Below are 26,683 nucleotides of genomic sequence, written 5' to 3' on the forward strand. Positions count from 1 at the left end.
GTGTATTACATTCTTGAGATGTCCATCGTTACTGGGCAAGATCACCCCTTTTTGCGCACCGGGATTCAACTGGTGATTGCTAACACGAAAGAGGACGAAATTTTCGATATGCTGCGCTGGCGCATCGCACGATTAAAAGCACGGGAGCATGCTGAGGCGCAGATATTTCGTACTATGGCTACCTATGCGCCCGCGTTTGGCATGATCGGTACCTTGGTGGGCTTGGTCAATATGCTGGAAGTGATGGATGCGGGCGATCTTGACGTTATTGGCCCGCGCATGGCGGTGGCTCTGTTGACAACGTTCTACGGTATTCTGCTCGCCAACCTGGTGTTCAAACCGATTGCCGTCAAGCTAGAGCGGCGCACGGAAGAGCGACTTATCACCATGAACATGGTGCTGGAGGGCATTTCGCTAATTACTAAACGGCGGCTGCCTTCTTTTATTGAAGAAACGCTCAACTCCTTTGTGGCTAATTATCATGACGAGATCCGTGATGCCTCTGTAAAACCGCGGCCAACAGTTAGTTCTGCGGCAAAAGGATAGCGCTATGCTAGATCGTGATTCACGGCACGCACTGGAATTGCCCACTGTGTCAGGGGAGGGCGATGAAGGTTGGCTAACGAGCTATTTAGACGTATTAACGCTGTTAATCACGCTGTTTGTCTTACTGCTTGCATTGACCCCGCCGGGGGGAGGGGAAGCCTTTGACCGCGATAGAATGCATTCTGTAAGTGCTATCACCTCGCTGCCGTTGGCCAGCTTAGCAACCGGTATCCATCCTCGGCACAGCGGGCTCAAGCCGCGAATGACTGAGCTTAATATCCCCGGGGTTAGTGTCTCTCAAGGTGAAGAAGGTGTTACGCTGCGCATCGACGACAGCTTGCTTTTCCCTAGCGGTGATGCCGTACTAACGCCCCAGGGGCAAGATGTGTTAGAAAGCCTTCTGGCAGTGTTAGCATCCTTTGAGGGGCAAATTTCAGTAGAAGGGCATACGGATAATGTTCCCATTGCTACCTCTCGCTTCCCCTCAAATTGGGATCTCTCGGTAGGGCGCGCCATTGCGGTGGTCCAGTATCTTGAGCGCCAGGGAGTTGCTATTTCACGTATGCGGGCAGTCGGTTACGCCGATACCCAACCCATGGAAAGTAACGCAACGCCGGAAGGTAGATCCGCCAACCGGCGCGTTGAACTGTTGCTAAGGCAGCAGACTGAGGGGTAAAGAGATTTCTTGAGGCCATCTCTGTGTCGAAGCATCACTCGCTACTACAGTCGTTCGGTGCATTACTGGTGCTCGATGCTGACTGTCGGCGCATACAGGCATTTAGTAGCAACTTTGTTGAATTGCTGAGAGTAAGCCTTCCTGAAGGGCGTCTCGCAACGCTCTCCAGCGTTCTAGGCAAGCGCTTAAGCCAGCGCGTACGCTATGAGCTCCAAGGTCAGCAGCGTTTGCCGGGGCCTCTCACCTTTAAGTGTCCCGCTCGATCAAACCGTTTCCAGTTACATGCTTACCGTGCCGGTGCGCATGTGTTAGTTGAGATAGAACCCCTTCATTCCCTCGGTAAGCAGCGTCTGCTTGGCACGGTGAACGAACGCCTGATGCGCTTAGCGGAAGCGACCCATCAAGAAGAGCTACTTGATTACCTAGTGATGTCGGTACAAGAATTAACCGGGCATGACCGGGTGTCTGTATGCCATTTCGATAGTGACTGGCATGGTTTGATCGTAGCCGAGTCGTTAGCTAAAGGGCGCGCTCAGTCGAGTGTCGAATTAGCGGCGGTTCGTTTGCCTGCCTTGTTAGGGCAACGCTTTCCCGCCAAAGACTTCCCCATTGCATTACGGCGTGCCTATGAGCGCCATCCGGTGCGGCTGATCCAAGATGTCGCAGCACCCTACGAGCACTTACTGCCAGCGAGTGTGGTGGTAGATGTAAGTGACAGCTTCTTGCGTGCCCCTGCCCCTGAGCGTCAACAGTACTTACAGCGACTTGGCGTGCGCGGCGCATTAAGCGTGGCCATGCAGGGAGATACCGGCCTTTGGGGGCTGCTATTCTGCCACTCGGCAGCGCCTTACCCCGTAGCGCCGCCCGTACGAGATGCGGTACGCACCTTGGTGCAAATGGCTACGCAGCGGCTGTTACTGCTGAGAGCTCGCCAAGAGGCGCGCTATTTGCAGCGCGTACAAGATAGCCTGGTGCTTTCAAGTAATAATCGCTTAAAGCCTCAGGGGCCTTATCAGCTGTTTGCGGAGCATGCCGAGACATGGAAGTCGCTCTTTCGTGCCAATGGCGTTGCGTTATGGGTGAAAGGCAGTATCTATCAATCAGGCAATACGCCCAAGCCGGAAACGATCGGCCAACTGGTCACGCGGATTGAAAAATCCCATATCCATAGTGGCCCATGGTGTACCCAAGAGACAGCCAAAGAGCCGCTAACATGCTCTTTAGACATGCTAGAGCAGAGTGGAGTACTCGCCGTGCCGCTGCCTACCGATCCTGCTCAGCGCGGCTGGCTGATGTTTTTTCGTCCTGAGCAAGTGGAAACGCTCTACTGGGCGATGCAGCCCTCTTCAGCATCCCTGCCACCTATGATGATGTCGCCTTCTGACGCGTGGTGCGAGGAGGTCACAGGAAAAAGCGAAGCCTGGCAACGGGTTGAGCGGCTAGCCGCGATAGATTTAGGAGAAGATTTAACGCTGGCCATTTCTGCTTATGAGATCAGCACGCTCAATATGCATCTGGAGCGCGAGCGTAAAGCGCTGGCAGAAGCGAATCAGCGGTTAGAGCAGTTGGCACATTTTGACCCGCTCACTCAGGTGTGGAACCGCTACCGCATCGAGCAGGCTATTGATGCAGAGCTGGTAGCAGCAAAACGCTATGGGGCGGCTTTCGCGCTGTTGTTATTTGACGTCGACCATTTTAAACAGATCAATGACACCCTCGGCCATAGCGTGGGCGATGATGTGCTGATTTCGCTAGCACGCATGGTGGAAAGTTCACTGCGGGGCTGTGATCATTTGGGGCGCTGGGGAGGGGAAGAGTTTGTGGTATTGGCGACCCACTCCAGTATTGAAGCCGCCGAAGGGCTTGCTGAACGATTACGTGGGCTAGTGGCAACACTGCAGGTGAAGGGCTTGGGCCAACCGATAACGGTCAGCATCGGTGTCGCAGTATGGCAGCCCGATGATAGCTGCAAGACTATCATCGCCCGGGCCGATGCTGCGATGTACCGAGCTAAACATAATGGGCGTAACCGCGTTGAAATCGCTGACAAAAGCGTGCAGTGACACGCGCTATCATTGGTCGTCGGCGCGGTCGCATAAGCGCTGTATTCTCGCTATGGCATCATCAGCACCGTCAAGACTAAAGGTCATATACCAAGGGTCGCTATCCTGTTGATCGAAACCAATAAACAGCTGCTCTCCCTGGCTCATTTGCGCCATTAATGTTTGCAGGTCGCTTAGGTAGAAGTGCGCATAAAACCCATCATCGCCACGCTCGGTAATAAACTCGGCCATGGTATCAATGATAGGCGTATCATCCACCCGGATCCTGGTAGGCACTAAGTTAACCGCGCGACTTTCGCCTTGCTGTTCAGCCAGCGTGACCCGCATTTCCAGCCATGGTAAGTCGCAAACACCTTGGGTTGCGTTCAAACTCAAGGTGGCATCCGAATAGCTATGAGTTTCCACGGCGCGAAAGTGCCGCTCACTGCCTAACGTTAACGCCATTGACTGCCAATGATCGTGGGGCTGTTCGGCATCAATATTGAACGTTGCTGCCATGCTAGGCAGCGCAGTGCTGGAAAGTAGGGCGCTGAAGGCCGCTAACGCAAAAGGCTTTAAAGTAGGCATAGGGGTGGCATCGCACAAGAAAAACATTAGCCTATCGTTTGTTGAAGATAAGCAAAAGGTAACGCGCTGATTTTTCTATATGTAGTAGTCTTTAACAAGAAAAATGCCGCATATAGTGTAAAGTCAAGTCTATACTTCATAGTCGCAGAACGTATAATCGCACCGTTTTGAGCGCTAATTTCACCCCGTTGTGAAGGAGTTTCGCGACATGAGCACCGCAGCAAAGGCTATGAAGACTTCGAATGACGTCCCACTACAGGTTCCCTCAAAAGATATCTGGGATGCTAAATATCGGTTAAAAGATCGCCATAGCCAACCTGTTGATCAGGATGTGGGTGCTACCTTTGAGCGTGTCGCGCGAGCGTTAGCGGCGGTTGAAGGTGACAATGCTAACGAGTGGCTGCCAAAATTCCGCTGGGCGTTAGAAAACGGCGCTATTCCTGCCGGACGAATCCTTTCCAATGCGGGCGCTGAAGCCTACAAACCTGCGGTCAGCCTGATTAACTGCACGGTTTCGCGCACTATTCGCGACTCTATGCGCGATATTCTCGACTCCGTCGTTGATGCTGGCATGACGTTGAAGTCTGGCGCCGGTATTGGCTACGACTTTTCGACGCTGCGCCATAAGGGAGCGTTTGTGTTTGGCGCTGGTGCTGGCACTAACGGGCCGCTGGCGTTTATGGATATCTACGACAAGATGTGTTTCACCGTGGCATCCGCAGGTGGACGTCGAGGCGCTCAGATGGGCACCTTCGACGTTGGTCATCCTGATGTTCGTGAGTTTATCCAAGCTAAGCGAGAAGCTGGTCGTCTGCGCCAGTTCAACCTTAGCCTGTTGATTACCGACGAATTTATGGAAGCAGTGAAGCACAACGCCGACTGGCCGCTGGCGTTTCCATTGCACCCTGGTGAAAAAGACGATGTCAAAGCGGGTGATTTGATTTATCGCGACTGGCCCGTCATTGAAGAGGGCTATACGGTCGACGATGAAGGCCGCGTGGCTTGCCGTGTCGTTGAAGTCATTAAAGCGCGCGAGTTGTGGGACACCATTATGTCCTCGACCTATGACTACGCTGAACCTGGGTTTATTCTGATTGATCAAGTCAATCGCATGAACAATAACTGGTTCTGCGAAGATATCCGCGCGACCAACCCATGTGGCGAGCAGCCGCTGCCGCCAGAAGGCGCTTGTCTGCTGGGATCGGTCAACCTGACCAAGTTTGTGATTGAGCCGTTTAGTGACAAGCCACGCTTTGATTGGGAACGCTATCGCAAGGTGGTAGCGATCTTCACTCGCATGCTCGATAACGTCGTGGAAATTGCTGGCTTGCCACTGCCGCAGCAACAGCGTGAGATTGAAGCCAAGCGCCGCCACGGCATGGGCTTTTTGGGGCTTGGTTCAACGATGACCATGCTTAAAATACCCTATGGCTCTCAAGCGTCGCTGGCCTTTACCGAAGAAGTTAGCCGCCACCTCGCGCTGGAAGGCTGGAAGCAAGCGCTAGAGCTGTCTAAAGAGAAAGGCATGGCGCCTGTGCTTGAGCAAGAGCATACGATTACACCGAAGATGATGCGTGAGCGCCCCCAACTCGCTGCCGATGGTTATGAAGTGGGTGATAAAGTACCAGGACGTATTCTGCATGCCCGCTATAGCCAGTATATGGCGAAAGTGGCTGAGCTCGATCCTGAGTTGGTCACACAGTTGGCGGAACATGGTGCACGGTTCACCCACCACAGCTCTATTGCGCCCACTGGTACGATTTCGCTATCGATGGGTAATAATGCCTCTAACGGCATTGAACCCTCGTTCTCGCACCGTTATTTCCGCAATATCATTCAATCGGGTAAGAAAACCAAAGAGCAGGTTGAGGTTGTCTCGTTTGAGTTAGCCGCTTATCGTCACTTTATTGCCGCCGATGCGGTGGAAAGCGATTTACCCGACTACTTTATTACCGCAGACTCAGTGTCGCCTGAGCAGCATGTGGCCGTGCAGGCGGCCGCTCAGCAGTGGATTGACTCGGCAATCTCTAAAACAGTTAACGTGCCGACAGAGTTCCCGTTTGAGAAATTCCAGGATCTCTACCTCCAGGCGTATGAGAGTCGCTTAAAAGGCTGCACCACGTTCCGCTTCAACCCAGAGGCATTTCAGGGCGTTCTGGTACGCGAAGATGATTTAAAAAATACCACCTACGTGTTTGAACTGGAAAATGGCGAAACCTTAGAGCTGGCCGGCGATGAAACGGTGGTTTATGACGGTGAAGAGCATAACGCCGCCAACCTGTTTGATGCCTTAAAAGAGGGCACCTACGGCAAATGGTAAGGGCGGGCTACGCCTTGCTACGAACATCGCCCGACACCCTTTGCTAAGTGGAGAACACCATGGCTGTAGAAATTACCTCAAAAATCGTTGGTTACCGTATCAAGCAGCAGGAGCAAACAACGCCAGCCCCTGAGCTACCGGAAGAAGACCCGCTAACGGTCAGGATCCCCTCGCGTCCAGAGGGAACGTTAGAAGCGGTATCCGAAAAGATCTCTTACGTGGGTGCGGAAGGCCGCAAAAAAGTTTACCTGCTGGTCTCTTTTATGCCGGTAGAAGGCGTGGTAGGTGGCCGACGTGTGGTGATTGAGCGCCCGGTCGAGTTCTTTTTCCCATCAGGACAGCTTTCCAGCGAACATCAGTGGATTACGGCGACGATGCGTAGTCTTTCCCTTGCTGCGCGTGGGGGCTATGTCACCCAAGCGGTGGCTGACTTACGCAAAGTGGCGTGGGATAAAGGCTTAGTGCGCTGTGGTATGAACCGTTGGAACAAGCCTATGTTCCACGATTCCGAAGTGGCGGCGATTGCTTGGTCGATCCAGCAGATTCTTTATCGGCGCGGTTTCTTGGATCAGGATGGTAACCAAGTACCGGTAGAGTTGCTGGTAGAGCGTTATGCGCACCGTATGCAGCATGGCCATGCTTGGCAGCCACCGGCCGACGAGCCAGACACAAGCCCGGCGATTGGAGCCGTGGAGTCGCTGGGCGGTGCCGCTGAGCAGCAAGAAAACGCCGTAAAAAAGCCTGAAGGCAGTGGCCCTGCAACCGTGGGTAACTGTCCTGAGTGTCGCGGTGAGCTTATTATGATGGATGGCTGTCCAACCTGCTACGCAGGCTGCGGTTGGTCTAAGTGCGGCTAAGCCAGATAAGCCCACTAGAACGCTAACGAACAACGCCGCGTGGTCTAGAGAACCACGCGGCGTTGCTTGTTTTGAGAACAAAAAGTTTTAAGAACAGAAAACCTGCCGCTGATTTAGGCGCTAAGGCTCAGGCGCTAATAAGTAGCGGCCTGACGTTATCGGTTAAATAACAGTCGTCGAATTCCCCCTCGGTAGCCAAGGCCTTTAAATCGGGAATAGTGACGTTATGACGGTCACGGAATACCAAGCTATCTTCACTCAATGCACTAAACGTGCGGCTCACATGAACAGGGCTTAAGCCCAGAATGTCGGCTAACTGCTCTTGAGAAAGTGGCAAGCGGAACTGTCCGCTGATGTCATGGTTGGTTTGGCGTAAGCGTAGATACATTTCATGGAGAAAGTGGGCCATTTTTTGTCTAGCGCTACGCCGCGCTAAGTTGATCAGCCGTTCCGTGAGTAGAGCCTGGTGGCGACTGCCAATAGCAAACATCACCGAGGTCAGCGTTAGTGACTGACGAAACAGCTCTAACATGCGCTTATGGGGGAAATGACAGACCACGCCGTCAGTAATCATGCGCACGTTTTCCAGCCGCCTGGAAAACGCAAACTCTCGCAAACCGATAATATCGCCAGGTAAAAATACTTCCAGAATTTGCCGATCGCCGTTTTCTAAATGTCGATAGGAGTAAGCCCAGCCACTGCGCAAGGTGCAAAACTCATTCGCGGGGGCGTCAACTTCCCACAGCAGTGAACCTGCTTTGATATCAGTAGGGCTCTCTTCCAATTCGATTAATAGTGCTTTTTCTGCTTCAGTGAGTGAGCAGTAGTGACTGAAGTGACTAATAATGCAGCTGTTATCCTGATCCACAGCTTCCTTCTCCTGAAAGATTAGCAACGATTAACAAGCCGCGTTGTTGTTTAATATAAACAGAGCCGTCCTATGTTGCTTGGTCTTTTCTGCTCTCTTGTCGTCCTAGGGGGAGGGGCAAGCGTATCGCTGTCATTTTCCAGGGTGAGTATCAACCCACCCTGGAAGTGGCTCTAGGCGGTTTTTTTGACACGATTACCGCGTTTTAACAATGGTGCCAGGAAATGCCCGGTATGGGAAACGCTCTGCTTGGCAATCTGCTCTGGGGTTCCTTCGGCAATAATTTGCCCACCGCCAGAGCCACCTTCTGGGCCAAGATCAATAATCCAGTCGGCCGTTTTGATCACATCCAGGTTGTGCTCGATCACCACAATAGTATTGCCGTGGTCGCGCAGGCGATGGAGTACCGTGAGTAGCTGACGGATGTCCTCAAAATGTAGGCCGGTGGTTGGCTCATCTAAGATATAAAGTGTTTTTCCGGTGTCACGTTTGGCTAGCTCACGGGCCAGTTTGACACGCTGCGCTTCACCGCCAGACAAGGTGGTGGCACTTTGTCCTAGGCGAATATAGGAAAGGCCTACATCCAACAGGGTTTGTAAACGACGAGCGATAGCAGGCACTGGGCTGAAGAACTCCAGAGCATCTTCTACCGTCATGGCCAGCACTTCGTGGATTGTTTTGCCTTTGTAGTGGATATCCAACGTTTCGCGGTTATAGCGCTTGCCTTTACACACATCGCAAGGCACATAAATATCCGGCAGGAAGTGCATCTCTACCTTAATCATACCTTCGCCCTGGCATGCTTCGCAGCGGCCGCCTTTAACGTTAAAGCTGAAGCGGCCTGGCTTGTAGCCCCGCGAACGCGCTTCCTGAGTGCCCGCAAACAGCTCACGAATCGGGGTGAAAATACCGGTATAGGTGGCTGGGTTTGAGCGCGGCGTACGACCGATAGGACTCTGGTCAATATCGATCACTTTATCAAGCTGATCAAGCCCCTCTACTTTCTCATAGGGAGCCGGGGTCAAGGTAGTCGCGCGGTTAAGCTCGCGGGCCGCAATCGGCATCAGGGTGCCGTTGATCAGCGTCGACTTGCCCGAGCCGGAAACCCCCGTGACGGCAATAAACAGCCCCAACGGGAGGCTGATGGTGACGTCCTGCAAGTTGTTGCCAGTCGCGCCGCGCACCACCAACTGTTTTTCAGGGTTGCCAGGAATGCGATAGGGGGGAACGGCAATTTCCCGTGTTCCCGATAAGTACTGGCCCGTCAGCGAATTGGGGTTGTCCATCACGTCTTGAGGGGTGCCCTGGGCGACGATTTCACCGCCATGGACACCTGCACCTGGGCCGATATCCAGGACATGGTCAGCCGCACGGATCGCGTCTTCGTCATGCTCGACGACAATCACCGTATTACCCAAATCCCGCAGGCGCTCCAAGGTTTTCAATAAGCGGTCGTTATCCCGCTGGTGAAGGCCGATAGAAGGCTCGTCAAGAATATACATGACCCCTACTAGCCCCGCGCCAATTTGGCTGGCAAGACGAATCCGTTGGGCTTCACCGCCTGAGAGCGTGTCAGCACTGCGCTCAAGGTTCAGATAATCCAGCCCGACATTGACCAAAAACTCTAGGCGGGCATGAATTTCGTTAACGATTTTGTCGGCAATTTCGCCTTTGCGGCCCGGTAGGGAAAGCTCGGCAAAGTAGCGCCACGCTTCGCCGATAGGTAAATGCACAATATCGGCAATGTTATGGTCATCGACAAACACATGGCGTGACTCCTTGCGCAGCCGCGAGCCGCCACAGGTAGCGCAGGGCTGCACGGCGATATACTTGGCCAGATCGTCACGCACCATGTTGGATTCGGTTTCCCGATAGCGGCGCTGCATATTGGGTAATACGCCTTCAAAGGCGTGCTCGCGCGTCACCTTGCGGCCACGGTCCCCCACATAGACAAAGGGAATTTGTTCGCTGCCACTGCCATTTAAAATAATCTCACGCTCATGGCTGGCCAGCTCAATCCATGGCGTTTCAAGCTCAAACTGGTAATGTTTAGCCAGCGCCTGGAGCTGGGTAAAGTAATAAATATTGCGCCGATCCCAGCCCTTAATCACGCCTTCTGCTAGCGAAAGTTCCGGATGGCTAATCAACTTGTCGGGGTCAAAATATTGCTGAACGCCTAAGCCATCACAGGTGGGGCAAGCCCCCGCTGGGTTGTTGAACGAAAACATCCGCGGCTCAAGTTCAGAAAGCGAATAGCCACATACCGGGCAGGCAAAGCGTGCCGAAAAGGCAAGATCTTGCTGGTCGCCATCCATAAAGTGGATCATCGCCGTGCCGTCGGCGAGATTAATGGCGGTTTCAAACGATTCTGCCAGACGCTGGGCAATATCATCGCGTACTTTAAAACGGTCAACCACTACGCTGATATCGTGTTTCTTGCGCTTGTCGAGCGGGGCAATATCGTCAAGCTCTAGCACTTGGCCATCAATCTGTACCCGAACGAAGCCTTGAGCCCGCAATTCTGCCAGCAGTTGCAGGTGCTCCCCTTTACGGCCTTTCACCACCGGCGCCAGCAGCATTAGCCTGGTGCCTTCGGCCAGATTCATGACTTGGTCGACCATTTGGGAAATGGTTTGTGCTTCCAGTTCTTCGCCGTGCTCTGGACAGCGTGGTGTGCCTGCCCGGGCGAACAGTAGACGCAGGTAGTCGTAAATCTCGGTAATTGTGCCGACGGTAGAGCGTGGGTTGTGGGAAGTGGATTTCTGCTCAATAGAGATCGCAGGTGAAAGCCCTTCGATGTGATCTACATCGGGTTTTTCCATCATCGAAAGGAACTGACGCGCATAGGTGGAAAGTGACTCCACATAGCGGCGTTGTCCCTCAGCGTAGAGCGTATCGAACGCCAGCGACGACTTACCTGAGCCAGAAAGGCCGGTAATGACGATAAGTTTGTCGCGGGGCAGCTCCACATCGATCTGCTTGAGGTTGTGGGTGCGTGCACCCCTGACCAGAATGCTGTCCATCAACACCTCGAATCGCGTGGCAAAAGCGTAATTATACGTTTGCTGTCCCCCTTCCGGCAAAGCTCCATATCGATATGCTGTCAGCGCTTGGCGTTTCCAGCGTGGATACAAAGCGCTAGAATGGACGGTTATCTCGGGCTGTTCAGCCTCTTTATTGACCACAAGGGTATTATGCGCAAGGTTTCCGCACTGCTGCTGGCCACTGAACGCCGTGCAATCAGCGGCTTAGCCGGGCTTTATGCGTCTCGTATGCTGGGGCTGTTTATGGTGCTGCCGGTGTTGGCGCTATATGCCGACACCTTAAGTGGCGCTACCCCCCTGCTAATTGGTGTCGCATTAGGTGTCTATGGGCTAACTCAGGCAACGCTACAGATTCCCTTTGGCCTGCTGTCAGACCGCATTGGTCGTAAACGCGTTATTGCCATGGGCCTACTGATCTTCGCCGTAGGAAGCGTGGTCGCTGCGGTGGCCGACTCCATTGGCGGGATTATTTTGGGCCGTGCGTTGCAGGGCTGTGGAGCCGTTGCTGCAGCGATTATGGCGCTATTAGCAGACCAAACCCGTGAGCAGGTGCGAACGGCGGCGATGGCCACGATTGGGCTCTCCATTGGCGTATCGTTTGCTATCGCCATGGTTCTTGGCCCCTGGCTGGCGGCCTGGGCGGGTCTGGCGGGCGTTTTTTGGTTTACGGCGCTGTTAACGCTGGTCGGTTTAGTGGTGCTTTGGCGATGGGTGCCACCCGCCCCCCGCCGTTTGCGCCACCGCGATGTGGGGATGGATCGCCAGCAGTTTAAAAGTGTTATTACGCGCCCCGATTTATGGCGGCTAGATCTGTCGATTTTTTCGCTGCATCTGGTGTTAATGGCGATTTTTGTTGCTGTTCCTTTCCGCCTGTTAAATGCAGGCGTTGCGATTGAGTATCACGGGCTGGCTTACCTAGCGATTATGGCGCTGTCATTTATTGCCATGGTGCCGCTGGTGATCGTGGCAGAGAAATACCAGCGCATGAAATTAATATGCCTGCTGGCAATCGGCGCCATCGTCATTAGCTTGGGCAGCCTGGGGCTGCCATTCTCCCAAGAGAGCTGGCTATTCGCATGGCTATTTGTTTTTTTTACAGGATTTAACTTGCTCGAAGCCACGCTGCCGTCAATGCTCAGTAAGCTGGCTCCCGCGGGTGCTAAAGGCACGGCGATGGGGGTGTACTCGACCAGTCAGTTTTTGGGCGCTTTTTTAGGAGGCACGCTGGGTGGCTTGTTGTCGAACCTATGGGGGCTTGATGCGGTGTTCTTCGGCTGTGCAGGGCTGGCGCTGCTATGGTGGCTGGCAATGTGGCGCATGCCGTCACCACCGCCTCTCTCCAGTGAGGTCGTAGCACTACACGATACACAGCCTGATGCATTAAATCTGTTGATGGAGCATCTAGCCGATGTCGTGGGTGTGGAAGATGTGATGGTGGTGCCGGAAGAGCGCTTGATGTACCTAAAAGTGAACCGCAAAGAACTCGATCAAGCAGCGCTGAGCAGGTTGCTATCACCACCTAAGACGTAACGACCATTTCTGATTATTGGTACAGCAAGCGTTTACACCTCCAGGTTTAAACACATACCGAAGCTTTTACACACATTTGCTGCATGGCATTCAGGCCTGTCAGCCGTATCAGTGATACCCTTGAGGGCACTGGTATTGATATATGACCGATTATTGAAAGGAGCGACCTATGGCGCGCGGTATTAACAAAGTCATTTTGATTGGTAATCTGGGCCAAGACCCTGAAGTACGCTTTACGCCCTCCGGAACGGCGGTAGCAAACCTGAATTTGGCGACGTCTGACACCTGGATGGACCGCCAAAGTGGACAGCGCCAAGAGCGTACCGAGTGGCACCGCATTGTGTTGTTCAATAAGACCGCTGAGATTGCCCAGCAGTACCTGAAAAAGGGCTCTAAGGTCTACATTGAAGGTCGTCTACAAACCCGTAAGTGGCAAGACCAAAACGGTCAAGATCGCTACAGCACGGAAATTGTGGCCAACGACATGCAGATGCTAGATAGTCGTGGCGGCGATTTCCAGGGTGGCGGAGCACCTCAAGGTGGTTACGCACAAAATAACCCTGCACAAGGCGCACCAGCCCAGCAGCAACACGCGCCGCAGCACCCCGCTCCTCAGCATTCGGCCTCTCAGGGGCATCAGGGTGGCGGTATGCCTCAGCAGGGTGGTTACCCTCCCCAGGGCGGTGCTCCTCAAGGTAACTATGGCGGCGCGCCCCAGCCTGCTCGTGGGCCACAACACAGTCAGCCAGCTCCCGCCAATCAAAACAGCAATTATGGGGCTCCGGATCCAGGCAACTTCGATGATTTTGACGACGAAATTCCGTTCTAGCGCCTGAACTGAATAGTTCGCTACATTCCAGGGGTTAGGTGAGGGGGAGGTTCTGTTTTGAAGCTGCTGATACTAGATGCGGGGCACTGCTTAAGTTTGGCATTAGCCCGGGAAGCCAGTCGTCGAACGGATACAGAGCTTGTTATTGAGCAGGGGACCACGATTACCTCTGCTCAACTCCAAGCGATTACACCTGATGCGGTGATTATCCCCCCATTAGCGCACCCGCTCAGTATGGCGCCTGCCGATGTAATGGCACATGCCGATGCCGTTGATGCCTGCGTCGATGCCTGCCAAGCACAAGGCATTGCGCTGGTGTGGTGTGTTTCAGACCAACTTTACGAAGATGGTTTTGAAATTCCCATCGATGAACATGTGGTGCCTGCCCCTCGGGATGAAAGCCTGCGCCGCTTAGTGCAAGCGGGTGACCGTATTCGTGCTGGGTATCACCGGCATCTCATTGTTCGCTTAGGTCCCTTGTTTGCGCTGGAAGGCAGCCATGCGTGGCTAAACGAGATAATCGATAGCTTGATGATTGGCCAGCCTGCTCGCGCCGCTGAAGATGTTATTTTTTGCCCGACGTCTGCCGACGCTGTCGCCATGGCGTTGATTGGCATGCTACAGCAGCAAGTCTGTGGTGCCGATGCTTGGGGGGCTTACCACTTAGCGGGCACCGAGCCGGTTAGTGCGTTTACGTTTACCTCAATGGTTCGCACCCAACTGGCAACCCATCTGGAAGGCCGCGGTGAAAGCGTAGCCCTTGGTGAAGTACAAGCACTTAACCATCACCATGATGCCAAGCTGCGGCGAGTCCTTAATTGCCGCCGTGTGCTTGATGTGTTTGGTGTCCATCAAAAGCCATGGCGGCTGGAGGTAGGGCGAATGCTGGATGCGTGGTGTTTGATGCGGGAACAACAGCAGGGTGAAGGGACAGGAGAGTTGGCTTGATCAATCTGGTTCGCAGCTTGGTTTTTTATGTGGGATATTTTTCTGCCATGCTGTTGATTGGCATTCTTTTTTTGCCAATTGCGCCGTTTTTGCCTTTGGCTGCCCGTTATCGTTTGCTAAACCTCTATAACCATTTTTTGATAGCGTGGTTCAAAATTGCGTGTGGCGTGCGCTACGACATTCAGGGGCGAGAAAATATTCCAGCGGGCCCTTGTGTGATCCAGGCCAACCATCAATGCGAGTGGGAAACGGTGTTTCTGCAGGTGATGAAGCCACCCGTTTGCACGGTATTAAAGCAGGAGTTGTTGCGACTGCCTATATTTGGTTGGGGGTTACGCTTGTTGCGACCGATTAGTCTGGACCGCTCTAAGCCTGCCCGCGCTATGAAGCAGGTGTTGACCCAGGGCGTCGCGCGACTGGGAACTGGGCTGTCAGTGCTTATTTTTCCAGAGGGAACGCGTGTCGACCCAGGGGTTCGAAAGCGCTACAACAAGAGCGGTAGCGTGGTGGCCTGCCGAGCAGGCGTGCCAGTGCTGCCAGTGGCGCATAATGCTGGTGAACGCTGGCCTGGACGCCATTGGGTAAAGCGTCCCGGTGTTCTTCGGGTGCGTATTGGTGCGCCTATCGAGACGGCAGGCCGGACACCCGATGAGGTGCTGATGGATGTTGAAGCCTGGATAGAGGGGCAGCTGCAAGAGATTTCAGAGGTGCCGCGGCCTACGTCTCGTTAAGATCAGCAATCTTTCGATGACTATAAAAAACGGCGCCTTAAGGCGCCGTTTTTTATAGCGTACTGCACATGCACTGCATGACTAGGAATTAGCCATCAAAGCGCTGAAATACCAAGCAAGCGTTAGTGCCGCCAAACCCAAAGCTGTTGGAAAGCACACGGTCGATGGTAACGCCATCACGTCGCTCTCTAACGATGTCGAACCCATCCGCCTGCTCATCAAGATGCTCGATATTAGCTGAGGCAGCGACGAAGTCATTTTGCATCATTAGCAGCGAATAAATCGCTTCTTGAACGCCGGTTGCGCCTAACGAGTGGCCGGTAAGCGACTTGGTTGAGCTCATAGCAGGTGTGGTATTGCCAAACACCTCACGGATCGCCTTCAGTTCAGCCACATCGCCGACCGGCGTAGACGTGCCGTGGGTGTTAATATAATCAATATCACCCTCAACCGTCGCCATGGCCTGACGCATGCAACGCGTCGCACCTTCCCCGGAAGGGGCAACCATATCGTGGCCGTCGGAGGTGGCGCCGTAGCCCACCAATTCGCCGTATATCTTGGCGCCGCGGGCTTTAGCATGCTCCAGCTCTTCAAGCACTAACATGCCACCGCCACCAGCAATGACAAACCCATCGCGCGCTTGATCATAAGGGCGAGAGGCTTTCTCAGGCGTATCGTTGTAATGAGTTGAAAGGGCACCCATCGCATCAAATAAGCAAGAAAGGGTCCAGTGCTCTTCTTCGCCACCACCGGCAAACACGATATCCTGCTTACCAAGCTGGATTTGTTCCATCGCACTACCAATGCAGTGAGCAGACGTCGCGCAGGCGGATGAGATAGAGAAATTAACGCCTTTAATCTTAAATGGCGTTGCCAAGCATGCCGACACGGTGCTGCCCATCGTGCGGGTAACACGGTATGGCCCCACACGACGTAGGCCTTTTTCGCGCATGACATCGGCGGCTTCTACCTGATTCGCGCTGGATGCCCCGCCAGACCCGGCTATAAGCCCAGTCCGTTCGTTGGACACCTGCTCTTCAGAGAGCCCCGAATCGTCAATGGCTTGTGCCATAGACACATAGGCATACGCTGCCGCGTCGCCCATAAATCGGCGAAGTTTGCGGTCAATGAGGGAATCAAGGTCGATGTCGACGCTACCCGCTACATGGCTACGGAAGCCGCGTTCGGCGTACTTTTCCTTAAAACGAATACCGCTGCGCCCGTTTTTGAGCGCGTCTAAGACCTGTTGCTGGTCGTTGCCTAAGCACGATACGATGCCAAGGCCGGTGACTACCACTCGTCGCATGGGAGCCTCCTGTCAGAAATTCGCAGTGGAGGTGAATAGGCCAACGCGCAAATCATTAGCCTGGTATATATCGCGTCCGTCGACGGATACAGTGCCGTCGGCGATGCCTAGAATAAGCCGACGGGTAATAATGCGCTTCACATTAATGTGATATGTCACTTTTTTCGCGTCGGGTAGAATTTGGCCGCTGAATTTTACGTCGCCACAGCCCAGTGCACGTCCACGGCCTGGGTGGCCAAGCCAACCCAGGTAGAAACCCACAAGCTGCCACATGGCATCTAGCCCCAAACAGCCTGGCATGACTGGGTCGCCGGGGAAGTGGCAATCAAAAAACCACAGGTCCGGGGTGATGTCCAGTTCGGCAATTAGCTCGCCTTTACCATGCACACCACCTTCTTCGTGAATGTGCATGATGCGGTCAAGCATCAGCATATTGGGAGCCGGAAGCTGTGCGTTGCCTGGGCCGAATAGCTCGCCGCGCGAGCAGGCCAGCAGTTCTTCGCGATCAAAGGAATGTTGCTTGGTCACTGAATCGTTCCGAGTATCAAGATGGTAGTTGGGTCTAGTCTACTTCCCGAAACCTCTGAATGCACGTTGTTGGGCACTTATCGTGTTTTCTCTACAGCTTTTTACCTGCCTGCCGATAGAGGTTGTTAGTATTTCGTTATTTCAAATACGCGATTCTGCACAATAAACGCCCTATTGACGTAATATGGTGTATCCATGTTTTTTTGTTAAGCGGCATGATGCCAGATCTGTAACCCATGCCCTGTTTGGCTCATTTATAGGACACACTAAACCGCCATGTGGCTGCCTGTTTCTCTTAATCGTCCGCTGGTATGGATGGCGTTAATAGCGCTGCCCGCTTGTGTGTGGGTGCCTGACTCGGCGTTACGTATGGTGGCGGCCAGCTTGGTTGCATTTGGTATGTGGGATGCTTGGAACCAAATACGCCAACAATATTTACGGCTACGCCTTTCGCAAGATGCCATAGGGTTGGCGAGTGACGCCATTGTCATCAGCGATGTGCATAATCGCGTCTTGACGGTCAATCCGGCCTTTACTCAAATTACCGGCTTCGAAAGTCAGGAAATGATTGGCCGTAAGCTAGAGACGTTAGCGGCTCAGCGTCACGATAAAGCGTTTTATCGGACGTTTTGGAGCACGCTAAAGGCGACTGGCCGTTGGGAGGGCGAGATGTGGAATCGCCGCAAGCACGGTGATGAGTATCCCGAGTGGCTAAAGGTCCGTGCGGTTACCGACAAACGCGGCAAAATTACTCACTTCATCAGTCTCTTTACCGATATTTCCTCCCAAAAAGCCCGCGAGCGTGATTTGCGCCGAATTGGTTATGAAGACCCGCTAACGGGGTTGCCAAACCGGCGCCGCTTACACGATCTGATGTCCTCTCGGCTGCGCCATCTGCGTGCAGGTGAAAGCTTGGATATGGCGTTGATTGATATTGACGGGCTCAAGTCGGTGAATGACAGCTTAGAGGTCGAGCAGGGTGACCGCTTGTTAGCGCGCTTTGCCCAACGATTAACGGGTTATATGGCTGGCAGCGTAGTGGGTAGGTTGGGTGGTGATGAATTTATGGTGATTCGCACGACCACCTTCGACGACCATGATCAGTGGGTAGCGACCTTGCGTGAGCACATGAGCCGACCATTCGAAATAAAAGATCAATCGCTACGTCTGGGGTTAACGATAGGTAGCTGTCGCGCCCCTGAAGATGGCAATGATTCCGGCGTGCTTTTTCAGCGGCTAGAGTCTGCCTTATATAGTGCCAAGCGCTTAGGGCGTAATCTCAGCCAGCGGTTTCGCCCCGCGCTGGATAAACAAGATAACCCCCAGCTTGCTCTGGTCAGCGATTTGCGGGCCGCGTTGATATCCGGTGACCAGTTGGAGCTGCATTACCAAACGCAGCATCACCCAGGAACTGGCGATTTAGTGGGTATGGAAGCGCTGCTGCGCTGGCGTCACCCTGAGGATGGCATGATCTCGCCAGGCGACTTTATACCGCTTGCTGAACGTCATGGACTGATGGCCGAACTCGGTAGTTGGGTGATCGAAAAAGCCTGTGCCCAGCAGGCGCATTGGCAATACAGCGGTATGCCAAAAGTGACGGTATGGGTCAATATTTCTGCGCTGCAGCTTTTTCAGGGAGACCTGGAAACTCAGCTGTCTAGTTGTTTAGAACGCTACCAGCTAAAAACGTCGCAAATTGGCTTGGAATTGACAGAATCTGTTTTGCTGGACGAGCGTGCCGGGGATATGGGGCCTCGCCTGCAGGCGCTGCGTAACCAGGGCTATGCGATTGCCATCGATGATTTTGGTACTGGCTATTCATCGCTTGGTTATTTGAAACGACTGCCGGTAGATAAAATTAAGCTAGATCGTGCGTTTATTCGTGAACTGCCTCATGACCAAGCGGATGCCGCTATTGTAACGGCCGTGTTGGCGATGGCAGAGGGGATGGGACTGGAAGTGGTCGCCGAAGGCGTAGAAACTCAGGAGCAGTGTCAGTTTCTGGTTAACGCCGGCTGTACGTTAGTGCAAGGATTCTATTTTGCGAGGCCCTTACCTGCTGCGGAGCTTGAACAGCGTTGGGCGCCGCGCATACTGGCTGAATCAGTGCCCTCGTGAATGCTAAACGCCATGCTAGAAGCAAGTGTTAATGAACGCCAGAAGCAGCGACCTTGTGGTTAGCGTAACGACTGATACACACACATAGCACTGCCCAAATAATGGCCTGTGCTGGCAGTAACCAGGGGGCTAAGCTAACGCCAGTGAGCGCTGCGCCGCCAACATAGGACAGTGGCCCGCTGACCGCACCGCAAACCGCCGCAATCATTGGGTACTGCCACAGCCAAGCAAGCGAGTGAAATACCAGCGTTGCAAACAGCGGCCACAGCATCCAAAGCCACAGTGGCAGTAAACCAGCCACCAAGGTGTGTTCACCGAAGTCGAAACCTCCTGCCAAATGAAGGCCTCCGTCCAACGCTAACCCCAATAGCGCAAACACACCAATAAAACGCCATTCGCCGGGTTTGGCGCAGTGCCAGAAATGCCAGCCTAGCAGCGCACTCCCTATAATGGCAGCTACCCATGATCCCCCCAAAACGCACAGCAACCAGCCCGCTTCGAAGCGTAGTGCATTGAACAGCAAGCCGTGCCAGCGTGGGCTAGCCATTTATAGCGCGCCCGTTAACGGTGCGGGTTTGGCGGCTGGTTTGGCTAGCAATAAGTGGCACGTACCAATAGAGCGCTCAATAAAGCCCCCCTCGCAGTAGCACAAATAGTAACGCCACATACGAATAAACCGTTCGTCGTAGCCTTGCTGCCTTATCTGCTCTAGGCTGGTTTCAAAGCGATGGCGCCACTCGCGTAGAGTGCGGGCATAGTGCTGGCCAATTTCATCAAGCGCTACCACGTTCAGTGAGGTTTTGCGCATCACGCTGGTTAGCATGGCGTGATGAGACGGCAAAAAACCACCGGGGAAAATATAGCGCTTAATAAAGTCCATCTCCCGCTTGGCTTCTTCAAACCGTTGGTCTCGGATAGTGATGGCTTGCAGCATAGCCTGGCCATCGTCGCTCAGCAGGCTGTCGACCTTTTCAAGGTAGGTGTTCAAATACTGGTGGCCGACGGCTTCAATCATCTCAACAGAGATCAGTCGATCGTAGCGACCTGTCAGCTCACGATAATCCTGCTTTAGCAGGGTGATTTTATCGTCAAGCCCCTCTTCTTGAATGCGCCGGGCGGTATGGGCGTACTGCTCTTCAGAAATGGTGGTGGTAGTGACATGGCAGCCACGGGTTTTGGCGGCGTGTATTGCAAGACCACCCCAGCCAGTACCAATTTCTAGCAAGTGGTGTTCTGGGCGTACATCTAGCTTTTCGAGCATGATGTCGAGTTTGTAGGTAGACGCTTCTTCCAGGCTGGCTTCTGGATAAGGGAATACAGCGCTCGAGTACATCCAGTGGCGTTGATCAAGAAACGTGGCAAACAGGTCATTGCCAATATCGTAGTGTGCCGAGATATTACGCTTTGAACCGGAAAGGCTATTACGTTGGAAGCGATAGGCAGCGCCAAGCAGCCAGCGGGTGAAACGGGCGCTTCCGTTTTCCATTTTACCGTTTACGTGATCCAGATTGGCCGCAAACAAACGCACCAAGGCCACTAAGTCATCAGCATCCCAGTCGCCATCCATATAGGATTCAGCTGCGCCCACTGTGCCGCCAAACGCGAGCCTTTTCCAGGCGCGGGAGTGACGAATCACAACGGTCACTTGAAGCGGCCCTTCTTGACCCAGGTGGTGACACTGATTGCCTTCAATTAAGGTGATACGGCCACCCTGGAAGGCATCTAATTGAGCCATCAGGCGAGGCTTCAACCAGCGAGTCAAACGATCCTGGTTAACCGGTTGTATGTCAGGGGGCGTAGAACGCAGGGTCGTCATTTTGAAGTTTCCTTGCGCTTAGGGTGGTTATAAACGGGGATGCGCTTCAGCCAGAGGCGAAACGCTTCAAAATGAATTCCCGCCACGGTTTTCAGGCTCATCCAAGGCTGGCGTGCAAGGGTTGCTAATAGAACGCCGCGTGTCGCTGGCGCAGCCTCTAAGGTAAGCGTGGCGTCGAAATGGCGCTGCCCGCTTTGCCAGTTTTCCATGTGTAGATAGAGCTGATCGCCGGGTGCGTTGAGCTTCCAGCGGTAGGTCATTTCCATGGGGTTAAACGGCGACACATGCATGGCTTTATCAAAGCTTGCATGATGGCTATGACGAGTTGGATCGATCCGACAGGCATAGCAGGTACGCTCTTTCCAGGGCATATTAGTGACTTCACCAACGACAGCCGCCAGCCTGCCAAGATGGTCATAGGCGTAGTACATCGAAACAGGATTGAAGACCGTGCCAAAGGTGCGCAATTGGGTCAGTACGTAAATCTTGCCATTGGGGGCACTACCCAGCTGACGAATTAGCTCTTCGCGTACCGCTGTACGCAATGGCTTATCAGTAGGGCCGAGATAATCTTCGCGACGAAAGCGTGCTAGTGCCGGCCTTCGGGCGCTAAAGCAAGGCACATTGTCAAATAGGCTCGGCAACTCATCCAAGTCGAGCCACGCCATCCAAACGCGGTAACTGAAAGCGTGCTCCTTAGGAGTGAAGCGACGATGGCGCAAGGTGCCGCGGTAAATACGCGAGCGAGGCACGGTAATCATCCGAGCCCCTCCCCAACGCTGTTAGTGGGCATCAGGTCATGAGCCGGGAGTGCTGTGGGCGTTGTTGGCGGCGCAGCGGCTTCATCACAACCTAGTGCTTGGGCAACCCGCAGCGCGCTCCATACCCCATCTTCGTGAAAGCCATTGCGCCAGTAAGCGCCGCAGAAGTGAGTGCGCCGAGCAACCGAGGATATCTCGTCATGGCGCATTTGCGCTGCCTGTCCTGCCAGTGTGAACTGTGGGTGGGCATAGGTATAACGTCCGAGCACTTTCGCAGGGTCAATGCTATTGGAATCGTTAAGCGTGACGCAAAAAGTAGTCTCGGCCTCTTTCAATCGCTGCAGAATATTCATGTTGTAGGTAACAGACACCCGCTCGTCTGCTCCTCGACCATCTAAACGGTAGTTCCAGCTAGCCCAGGCGCGCTGCCGCCGGGGCAGCAGCGATGTGTCGGTATGCAGCACGACCTCGTTATCTTGATAAGGCATGGCGGCAAGAATGTCTTGTTCAGCGGGTGTCGGGTCGCCGAGCATCGCTAGTGCCTGATCGGCGTGGCAAGCCAGCACCACATGATCAAAGCGTTGTGTGCCTTGTGCCGTGGTGATCATTACGCCGGTGGCATTTCGCTCAATGCGCGTGACAGGCGTATTCAGATGAATGCGCGCTGCGTATGGCGCTGTCATGCTGGGAATATAGCGTTTCGAGCCGCCAACTAAGGTGTGCCATTGAGGGCGGTGGTTAACCGACAGCAAGCCGTGATTGCGAAAAAAACGCACGAAGAACGTCAGCGGAAAGGCGCGTAGATCGCCAATACTCGCAGACCAAATAGCGGCCCCCATGGGCAGCAGATAACGTCGCTGAAAAGCGTCACCGTAGCCATGTTGGTCAAGGTATTCGCCTAGCGTTGTGTTGCTAGGAAGGCGCTTGGCCTCTAAGTCAGCCGTTGCTTGTTTGTTAAAGCGCAAGATGTCGCGTAATAGACGATAAAAAGCGGGGCTAAGTAAGTTGCGCCGCTGGGCAAACAGCGAGCCTAGCGTATGGCCGTTATATTCAAAATCAACATCAGTTTCATGCACCGAAAAACTCATTTCGGTGGCTTGGCTAGGCACTTCGAGTGTTTCTAGTAAGCGTTGGAAATGCGGGTAGGTCCAATCATTGAAAACAATAAAGCCCGTGTCGATAGCGTAGGACTGCCCCCCGACCTCCACGTCCATCGTGGCCGTGTGCCCACCAAGACGCCCGTCTGCTTCAAACAGAGTGACTTCATGTTGGGAGGATAAGTACCAACCCGCTGCCATGCCGCTAATACCGCTGCCGATAATGGCGATACGCTGTGAAGCCATGTTGCTCATTGCTGTACCTCTTGGCGCCTTGTCATACGTAGGCCGATATGACGACGCAGCGCAGGCGGTAAAATTCCTAAACATTTCACCAGATAGGTGAAGCGACGCGGAAAGTGAATATCCAGCCTTCCTTTGACAAGACCGGCAATGATGGCATCGGCCGCTTGTTCCGCGGTGACTTGCATGGGCATTGGAAAATCATTGCGATCGGTCAACGGGGTTTTAACAAAACCTGGGTGAATGACGCTGACATCAATGCCTTCTTGATCGAGGTCGAGACGTAATGACTCCAAAAAGTAACTGACAGCCGCTTTTGAGGCGCCATAGGCTTCGGCTCTGGGCAGCGGTAAATAGGCAGATGCACTAGAGGTGGCGGCTAGGCGAGCAGGTTTACCCTCTTTGCGGGCAGCTCTTAATAACGGCAGGGCTGCCTCCACGCCATACAGGGTGCCAAACAGGTTTGGGGTGAAAACCCGCTCAATCAGCGCCATATCAAAATGCTGCGCGTCTAGATATTCGCAGGTGCCTGCATTGAATAAGGCAATATCCAGTGCGCCCAGCCATGTGCTGATCTGTTCACCCGCCGCAATCACCGCTTGGTGGTCGCTGATATCAACGGGGAGCGAATAAGCATTGGGATGACCAGCACATAAATCATCGAGCGCCTCTTGGTTTCGAGCACTCAGCACAACATGGTGACCTTGGGCGATGAGCTTTGTGGCAAGCGCTTCACCAATGCCTGACGTGGCACCAGTGAGCCAAATGCGTTGGGGCGTTTTCCATGTGCTCATCATGCTCTCCTGTAATGGCCTGTTAGCATGCAACCTGTATGCAAATAAACGGCATATATCAGCTAATGCGCCGTTTTAACCAACGTATGACACGTCCCATGACTGGTAAGTGTTCATACAACATGGCGCCTGCATCGAAATAGTCGCGGTGCTTTGAAACCCGACCATCCTCTGCAAATGTTAGGGCACTGCATCCCGCGACACGGATCGGTTTGCCCTGGGCTAATCGGGGGTGAATGAACTCCATTGTCCAGGTTACAAATGCTTGATTAGCCACCTGTTGTTGCGTGTGATAAGTAAATTGGCAACGTTCAACGTTTTCGTACATGGTGGCGAAATAGCGCTTTAGCGCCGATCGCCCTTCAATGTGATGTAGCGGATCATTGAAGATAACTTCCTCAGTATATACCTCGTATAGTTTTTCTGTACAGGTATTGTCTAGTTTATTAAAAAAGGCGCAGAAATTCGCCAAAGCTTGGTCGTTAGGCATCACGCAGTCCTGTGGTGGTTAAGAAAAATCAGCAAACGATGAAGCGAGGAGAAAGCAGTCGATCGATTTGCATCACCGCAGCGCAGGCGATGCAAAAGAGAGGAGTTATTTCGAGAGCGCTTTAAAGGCATCCAGGGCACGCTGGCGCGCTGCTTTATGGTCAACGATGGGGGCTGGGTAATCCGTTGGGTTCAGCATGTCCTGGGGCGGCGCATGGCGAGCTTTTTTAGGCAGTGGTTTTAACTCGGGCAGCCAATGGGTAATAAATTCACCCTCTGGATCAAAGCGCGTTGACTGGGTAGTGGGGTTAAAAATACGAAAATAGGGCGCTGCATCCGTGCCTGTTGATGCCGCCCACTGCCAGCCGCCGTTATTGGCGCAAAACTCACCGTCGATTAAATGGCGCATAAAAAATGCCTCACCGCGCCGCCAGTCAATCAGTAAGTGCTTACTTAAAAACATCGCGGTGATCATGCGCAGGCGGTTGTGCATCCAGCCCGTAGTCACTAGCTGGCGCATGGCCGCATCGACAATCGGATAGCCGGTACGGCCCTCACACCACGCTTGAAAGCCTTTATCGTCGTCACGCCAGCGGAGCTGCTTGGTGTGCTCTTGAAAAGGTTGGTGACGGCAAACCTGGGGAAAGCCTACCGCGACGTGCTGATAAAATTCACGCCAAATAAGCTCATTCACCCAGCTGGTCAGCCCCTCATCTCCATCGGCCAAGTGGCCACCATTTTCGCTCATCACGGCTTGAAGGCATTGGCGATAGGAGATCATACCCAGCGCTAGATAGGGCGAAAGTTCGCTGGTGCCGCGAACGTTTGGAAAGTCTCGCTGCTGCTTATAGTGCCGTCCACGAAAGCGTAAAAAACGTTCGAGATTGTCACTAGCCGCCTCTTCTCCAGCAGGCCAGAGGCGTTTATCAACGGGGTCATTATCCAGCGATGGAAGCGCGGGCAGTGGGTCGCTATTGATCTCTAGCGGAGATTGCACGCCTGGGGTATCACGTAAGGCAAGCTGCTGTGCAGTCACCTGCTTGTGCCAAGCTTTCGAAAACGGTGTAAATACGCCGTAATAATCGCCTTTTCCGGTCAATAAACTGCCAGGGGCGAAGGCGACGGCGTCATGGTGACCCTGAGCGGTGATCCCTGCTTGTTTAAAAGCATCAAGCACCGATTGATCGCGATGTTGCTCGTTCAGCGCATACTCATAGTTAAAGTGGAGTTGAGTAATCTGGTGCTCGTGGGCGATATCAAGCAACACCTGAGCCGCTTCGTCATAGTGATCAATATCACGATGCAAAAGTGGAATATTAAGCCCGTTAAGCGACGCTTTGATCGCCGCAACACTGCGTGCCCAGAAGTCGAGCTTAGTCGCCCCGTGGCCATGTGTTTGCCATTGAGCCACGCTGCGTAAGAAAACGGCCACCACGGGGCCGTTGGCAGCCGCAGCGGCAAGCGCGGAGTTATCGTGAATGCGTAAGTCGCTACGCAGCCAAACGAGCTGCAGATTCATGCGATATCCTTATCATCGGTAACGTTAACTAGCATCCGATACCTCAGAGAATTCCCGATTCGCGCAACAAGGGGCGAAGTCGTGAAATGGCTTGCGGCAGGTCGTCGCCTAACATCTGCACCGGACCGTCACGCAGCTCATTTTCTCTTAATCGCGCCACTTCCCCACACACCCCAATAGGAACATTTAACGCTTCTGTGGCCTGGGGAAGTGCGCGACCAATGTAGTCGTCGCTTTCTCGCTGGCCACTGGAAAGCAGTACCATCGATGAGTGCAATCGGGATACGGCTTGAGGAAGGTCCTCCAGCGCTAATGAGCGGTCAAACAGTTGTACGCGGTAGCCCTGTTCGCTGGCCATGAGCGCACACATTAAAACCCATAGCGGGCCGGGGTCATCAGGCATCGCACTTAGCAGGATTAACGGGCCGCGCGTTGCCTGATTGGCATAGTGCAGGCGAATGCCTACCTGGCTACGCAGAAAGGCTTCAAAGGTGCGGCGCACAAGGTCATCGGGCTGGCTGGCCCATTTGGCTTCAAGGGTAAGAATAACGGGCTGCCAGAGCTCATTAATCGCGACGCTTAAGGGATATAGCGCCAGACTCTGGTGGTACAGCGCTTCCAGCTTGGGAAGGTCAACCGCTTCTATGGTGGACTGCAACAACTGTCGTTGGCTGGCCCAGTCGCCAGTATTCGGCGATGGTGTTTCTACCGTTTCAGGTTGATCAAGTAAATCAACCACTTGGCTAACCGGAACGCCGCGGTTTAGCCATTGTAAAATACGCTCAATGCGAGTGATATCGTCTTGCGCGTATAGACGATGGCCCTTGGGGGTGCGTTGTGGACGAATTAAACCGTAGCGACGCTCCCAGGCACGAAGAGTGACCGAGTTCACACCCGTCAGGCGGGAAACTTCCCTAATCGGATAAAGCGGGGTATCGGGTGGGTGGGTCGCCTTGATGCTCATGGGCGCCATTGCCTCTTGGTTGCCTGCAAATAAGCGTGCAGGGATCTGTCAATAATTGTCGTGGCGATG

At 53.7% G+C, this 26,683-nt stretch carries 23 protein-coding genes; 10 read left to right on the forward strand and 13 right to left on the reverse strand.

Going from position 1 to position 26,683, the window contains the following annotated elements:
* From INT21_RS18260 to INT21_RS18270, 3 genes are all read left to right on the forward strand, one after another.
* The coding region (locus tag INT21_RS18260; protein ID WP_193085575.1) for a motility protein A at positions 1-546 on the forward strand (546 nt) is incomplete at its 5' end.
* A 4-nt stretch (positions 547-550) separates the two neighbouring features.
* Entirely contained in the window at positions 551-1,222 is a 672-nt protein-coding gene (locus INT21_RS18265; RefSeq protein WP_193067723.1) for an OmpA family protein, read from the forward strand.
* A gap of 23 nt (positions 1,223-1,245) precedes the next feature.
* Positions 1,246-3,285, forward strand: coding sequence for a sensor domain-containing diguanylate cyclase (locus INT21_RS18270; protein ID WP_193061443.1), 2,040 nt, complete (start codon positions 1,246-1,248; stop codon positions 3,283-3,285).
* A 9-nt stretch (positions 3,286-3,294) separates the two neighbouring features.
* On the opposite strand, the gene INT21_RS18275 is transcribed toward INT21_RS18270, so the two are convergent.
* Positions 3,295-3,852, reverse strand: coding sequence for a hypothetical protein (locus tag INT21_RS18275; RefSeq protein WP_193061444.1), 558 nt, complete (start codon positions 3,850-3,852; stop codon positions 3,295-3,297).
* A gap of 208 nt (positions 3,853-4,060) precedes the next feature.
* Between INT21_RS18275 and INT21_RS18280 the strand changes: the two genes are divergently transcribed.
* Together INT21_RS18280 and INT21_RS18285 are read left to right on the forward strand one after the other, a co-directional pair.
* A complete protein-coding gene (locus INT21_RS18280) occupies positions 4,061-6,172 on the forward strand; it encodes an adenosylcobalamin-dependent ribonucleoside-diphosphate reductase (RefSeq protein ID WP_120385953.1) in 2,112 nt (703 codons plus the stop codon).
* Positions 6,173-6,231: 59 nt separating this feature from the next.
* Positions 6,232-7,029: a ribonucleoside-diphosphate reductase gene (locus tag INT21_RS18285; protein ID WP_193061445.1), complete on the forward strand. Its 798-nt coding sequence runs from the start codon at positions 6,232-6,234 to the stop codon at positions 7,027-7,029.
* Positions 7,030-7,156: 127 nt separating this feature from the next.
* Here INT21_RS18285 and INT21_RS18290 read toward each other — a convergent pair whose 3' ends face one another.
* Together INT21_RS18290 and uvrA are read right to left on the reverse strand one after the other, a co-directional pair.
* On the reverse strand, positions 7,157-7,897 hold the full coding sequence (locus tag INT21_RS18290) for a Crp/Fnr family transcriptional regulator (RefSeq protein ID WP_193061446.1): 741 nt from the start codon (positions 7,895-7,897) through the stop codon (positions 7,157-7,159).
* Positions 7,898-8,070: 173 nt separating this feature from the next.
* Positions 8,071-10,920, reverse strand: coding sequence for an excinuclease ABC subunit UvrA (gene uvrA / locus INT21_RS18295; RefSeq protein ID WP_193061447.1), 2,850 nt, complete (start codon positions 10,918-10,920; stop codon positions 8,071-8,073).
* A 171-nt stretch (positions 10,921-11,091) separates the two neighbouring features.
* Here uvrA and INT21_RS18300 point away from each other — a divergent pair, with 171 nt between their 5' ends.
* The 4 genes from INT21_RS18300 to INT21_RS18315 all read left to right on the forward strand — a co-directional run bounded on the left by INT21_RS18300 (position 11,092) and on the right by INT21_RS18315 (position 14,979).
* On the forward strand, positions 11,092-12,471 hold the full coding sequence (locus tag INT21_RS18300) for an MFS transporter (RefSeq protein WP_193061481.1): 1,380 nt from the start codon (positions 11,092-11,094) through the stop codon (positions 12,469-12,471).
* Positions 12,472-12,640: 169 nt separating this feature from the next.
* Positions 12,641-13,300, forward strand: coding sequence for a single-stranded DNA-binding protein (ssb, locus tag INT21_RS18305; protein WP_125744875.1), 660 nt, complete (start codon positions 12,641-12,643; stop codon positions 13,298-13,300).
* A 57-nt stretch (positions 13,301-13,357) separates the two neighbouring features.
* Positions 13,358-14,248: a sugar nucleotide-binding protein gene (locus INT21_RS18310; RefSeq protein ID WP_125744877.1), complete on the forward strand. Its 891-nt coding sequence runs from the start codon at positions 13,358-13,360 to the stop codon at positions 14,246-14,248.
* Positions 14,245-14,979, forward strand: coding sequence for a lysophospholipid acyltransferase family protein (locus INT21_RS18315; protein ID WP_193061448.1), 735 nt, complete (start codon positions 14,245-14,247; stop codon positions 14,977-14,979). The genes INT21_RS18310 and INT21_RS18315 overlap by 4 nt, the downstream gene beginning before the upstream one ends.
* Before the next feature lie 88 nt (positions 14,980-15,067).
* Here INT21_RS18315 and fabB read toward each other — a convergent pair whose 3' ends face one another.
* Both fabB and fabA read right to left on the reverse strand, forming a co-directional pair.
* Positions 15,068-16,285, reverse strand: a complete 1,218-nt coding sequence (gene fabB, locus INT21_RS18320; RefSeq protein WP_193061449.1) for a beta-ketoacyl-ACP synthase I — start codon at positions 16,283-16,285, stop codon at positions 15,068-15,070.
* 12 nt (positions 16,286-16,297) lie between these two features.
* Positions 16,298-16,813, reverse strand: coding sequence for a 3-hydroxyacyl-[acyl-carrier-protein] dehydratase FabA (gene fabA, locus INT21_RS18325; RefSeq protein ID WP_038480285.1), 516 nt, complete (start codon positions 16,811-16,813; stop codon positions 16,298-16,300).
* Between the two features lie 276 nt (positions 16,814-17,089).
* Here fabA and INT21_RS18330 point away from each other — a divergent pair, with 276 nt between their 5' ends.
* Complete coding sequence (locus INT21_RS18330; RefSeq protein WP_193061450.1) at positions 17,090-18,931, forward strand: putative bifunctional diguanylate cyclase/phosphodiesterase; 1,842 nt, start codon at positions 17,090-17,092, stop codon at positions 18,929-18,931.
* A gap of 28 nt (positions 18,932-18,959) precedes the next feature.
* Here INT21_RS18330 and INT21_RS18335 read toward each other — a convergent pair whose 3' ends face one another.
* From INT21_RS18335 to INT21_RS18370, 8 genes are all read right to left on the reverse strand, one after another.
* A complete protein-coding gene (locus tag INT21_RS18335) occupies positions 18,960-19,478 on the reverse strand; it encodes a DUF2878 family protein (RefSeq protein ID WP_193061451.1) in 519 nt (172 codons plus the stop codon).
* A complete protein-coding gene (locus tag INT21_RS18340) occupies positions 19,479-20,747 on the reverse strand; it encodes a class I SAM-dependent methyltransferase (protein WP_193061452.1) in 1,269 nt (422 codons plus the stop codon).
* Entirely contained in the window at positions 20,744-21,508 is a 765-nt protein-coding gene (locus INT21_RS18345; RefSeq protein ID WP_193061453.1) for a DUF1365 domain-containing protein, read from the reverse strand. Before INT21_RS18345 ends, INT21_RS18340 begins: the two co-directional genes overlap by 4 nt.
* Entirely contained in the window at positions 21,505-22,860 is a 1,356-nt protein-coding gene (locus INT21_RS18350; RefSeq protein ID WP_193061454.1) for an NAD(P)/FAD-dependent oxidoreductase, read from the reverse strand. The genes INT21_RS18345 and INT21_RS18350 overlap by 4 nt, the downstream gene beginning before the upstream one ends.
* Positions 22,857-23,642, reverse strand: coding sequence for an SDR family NAD(P)-dependent oxidoreductase (locus INT21_RS18355; RefSeq protein ID WP_193061455.1), 786 nt, complete (start codon positions 23,640-23,642; stop codon positions 22,857-22,859). Before INT21_RS18355 ends, INT21_RS18350 begins: the two co-directional genes overlap by 4 nt.
* Positions 23,643-23,700: 58 nt before the next feature.
* Positions 23,701-24,132 (reverse strand): nuclear transport factor 2 family protein, encoded by a 432-nt coding sequence (locus INT21_RS18360; protein ID WP_193061456.1) that lies wholly within the window; start codon positions 24,130-24,132, stop codon positions 23,701-23,703.
* A 105-nt stretch (positions 24,133-24,237) separates the two neighbouring features.
* Entirely contained in the window at positions 24,238-25,650 is a 1,413-nt protein-coding gene (gene phrB, locus INT21_RS18365; protein WP_193061457.1) for a deoxyribodipyrimidine photo-lyase, read from the reverse strand.
* A 43-nt stretch (positions 25,651-25,693) separates the two neighbouring features.
* The gene (locus INT21_RS18370) at positions 25,694-26,614 is read right to left on the reverse strand and encodes a MerR family transcriptional regulator (protein ID WP_193061458.1); all 921 of its coding nucleotides are present in this window, start codon (positions 26,612-26,614) and stop codon (positions 25,694-25,696) included.
* Positions 26,615-26,683: the final 69 nt, after the last annotated feature.

The sequence above is a fragment of the Halomonas sp. 3F2F genome (genome assembly GCF_014897805.1).
Classification (GTDB): Bacteria; Pseudomonadota; Gammaproteobacteria; order Pseudomonadales; family Halomonadaceae; genus Vreelandella.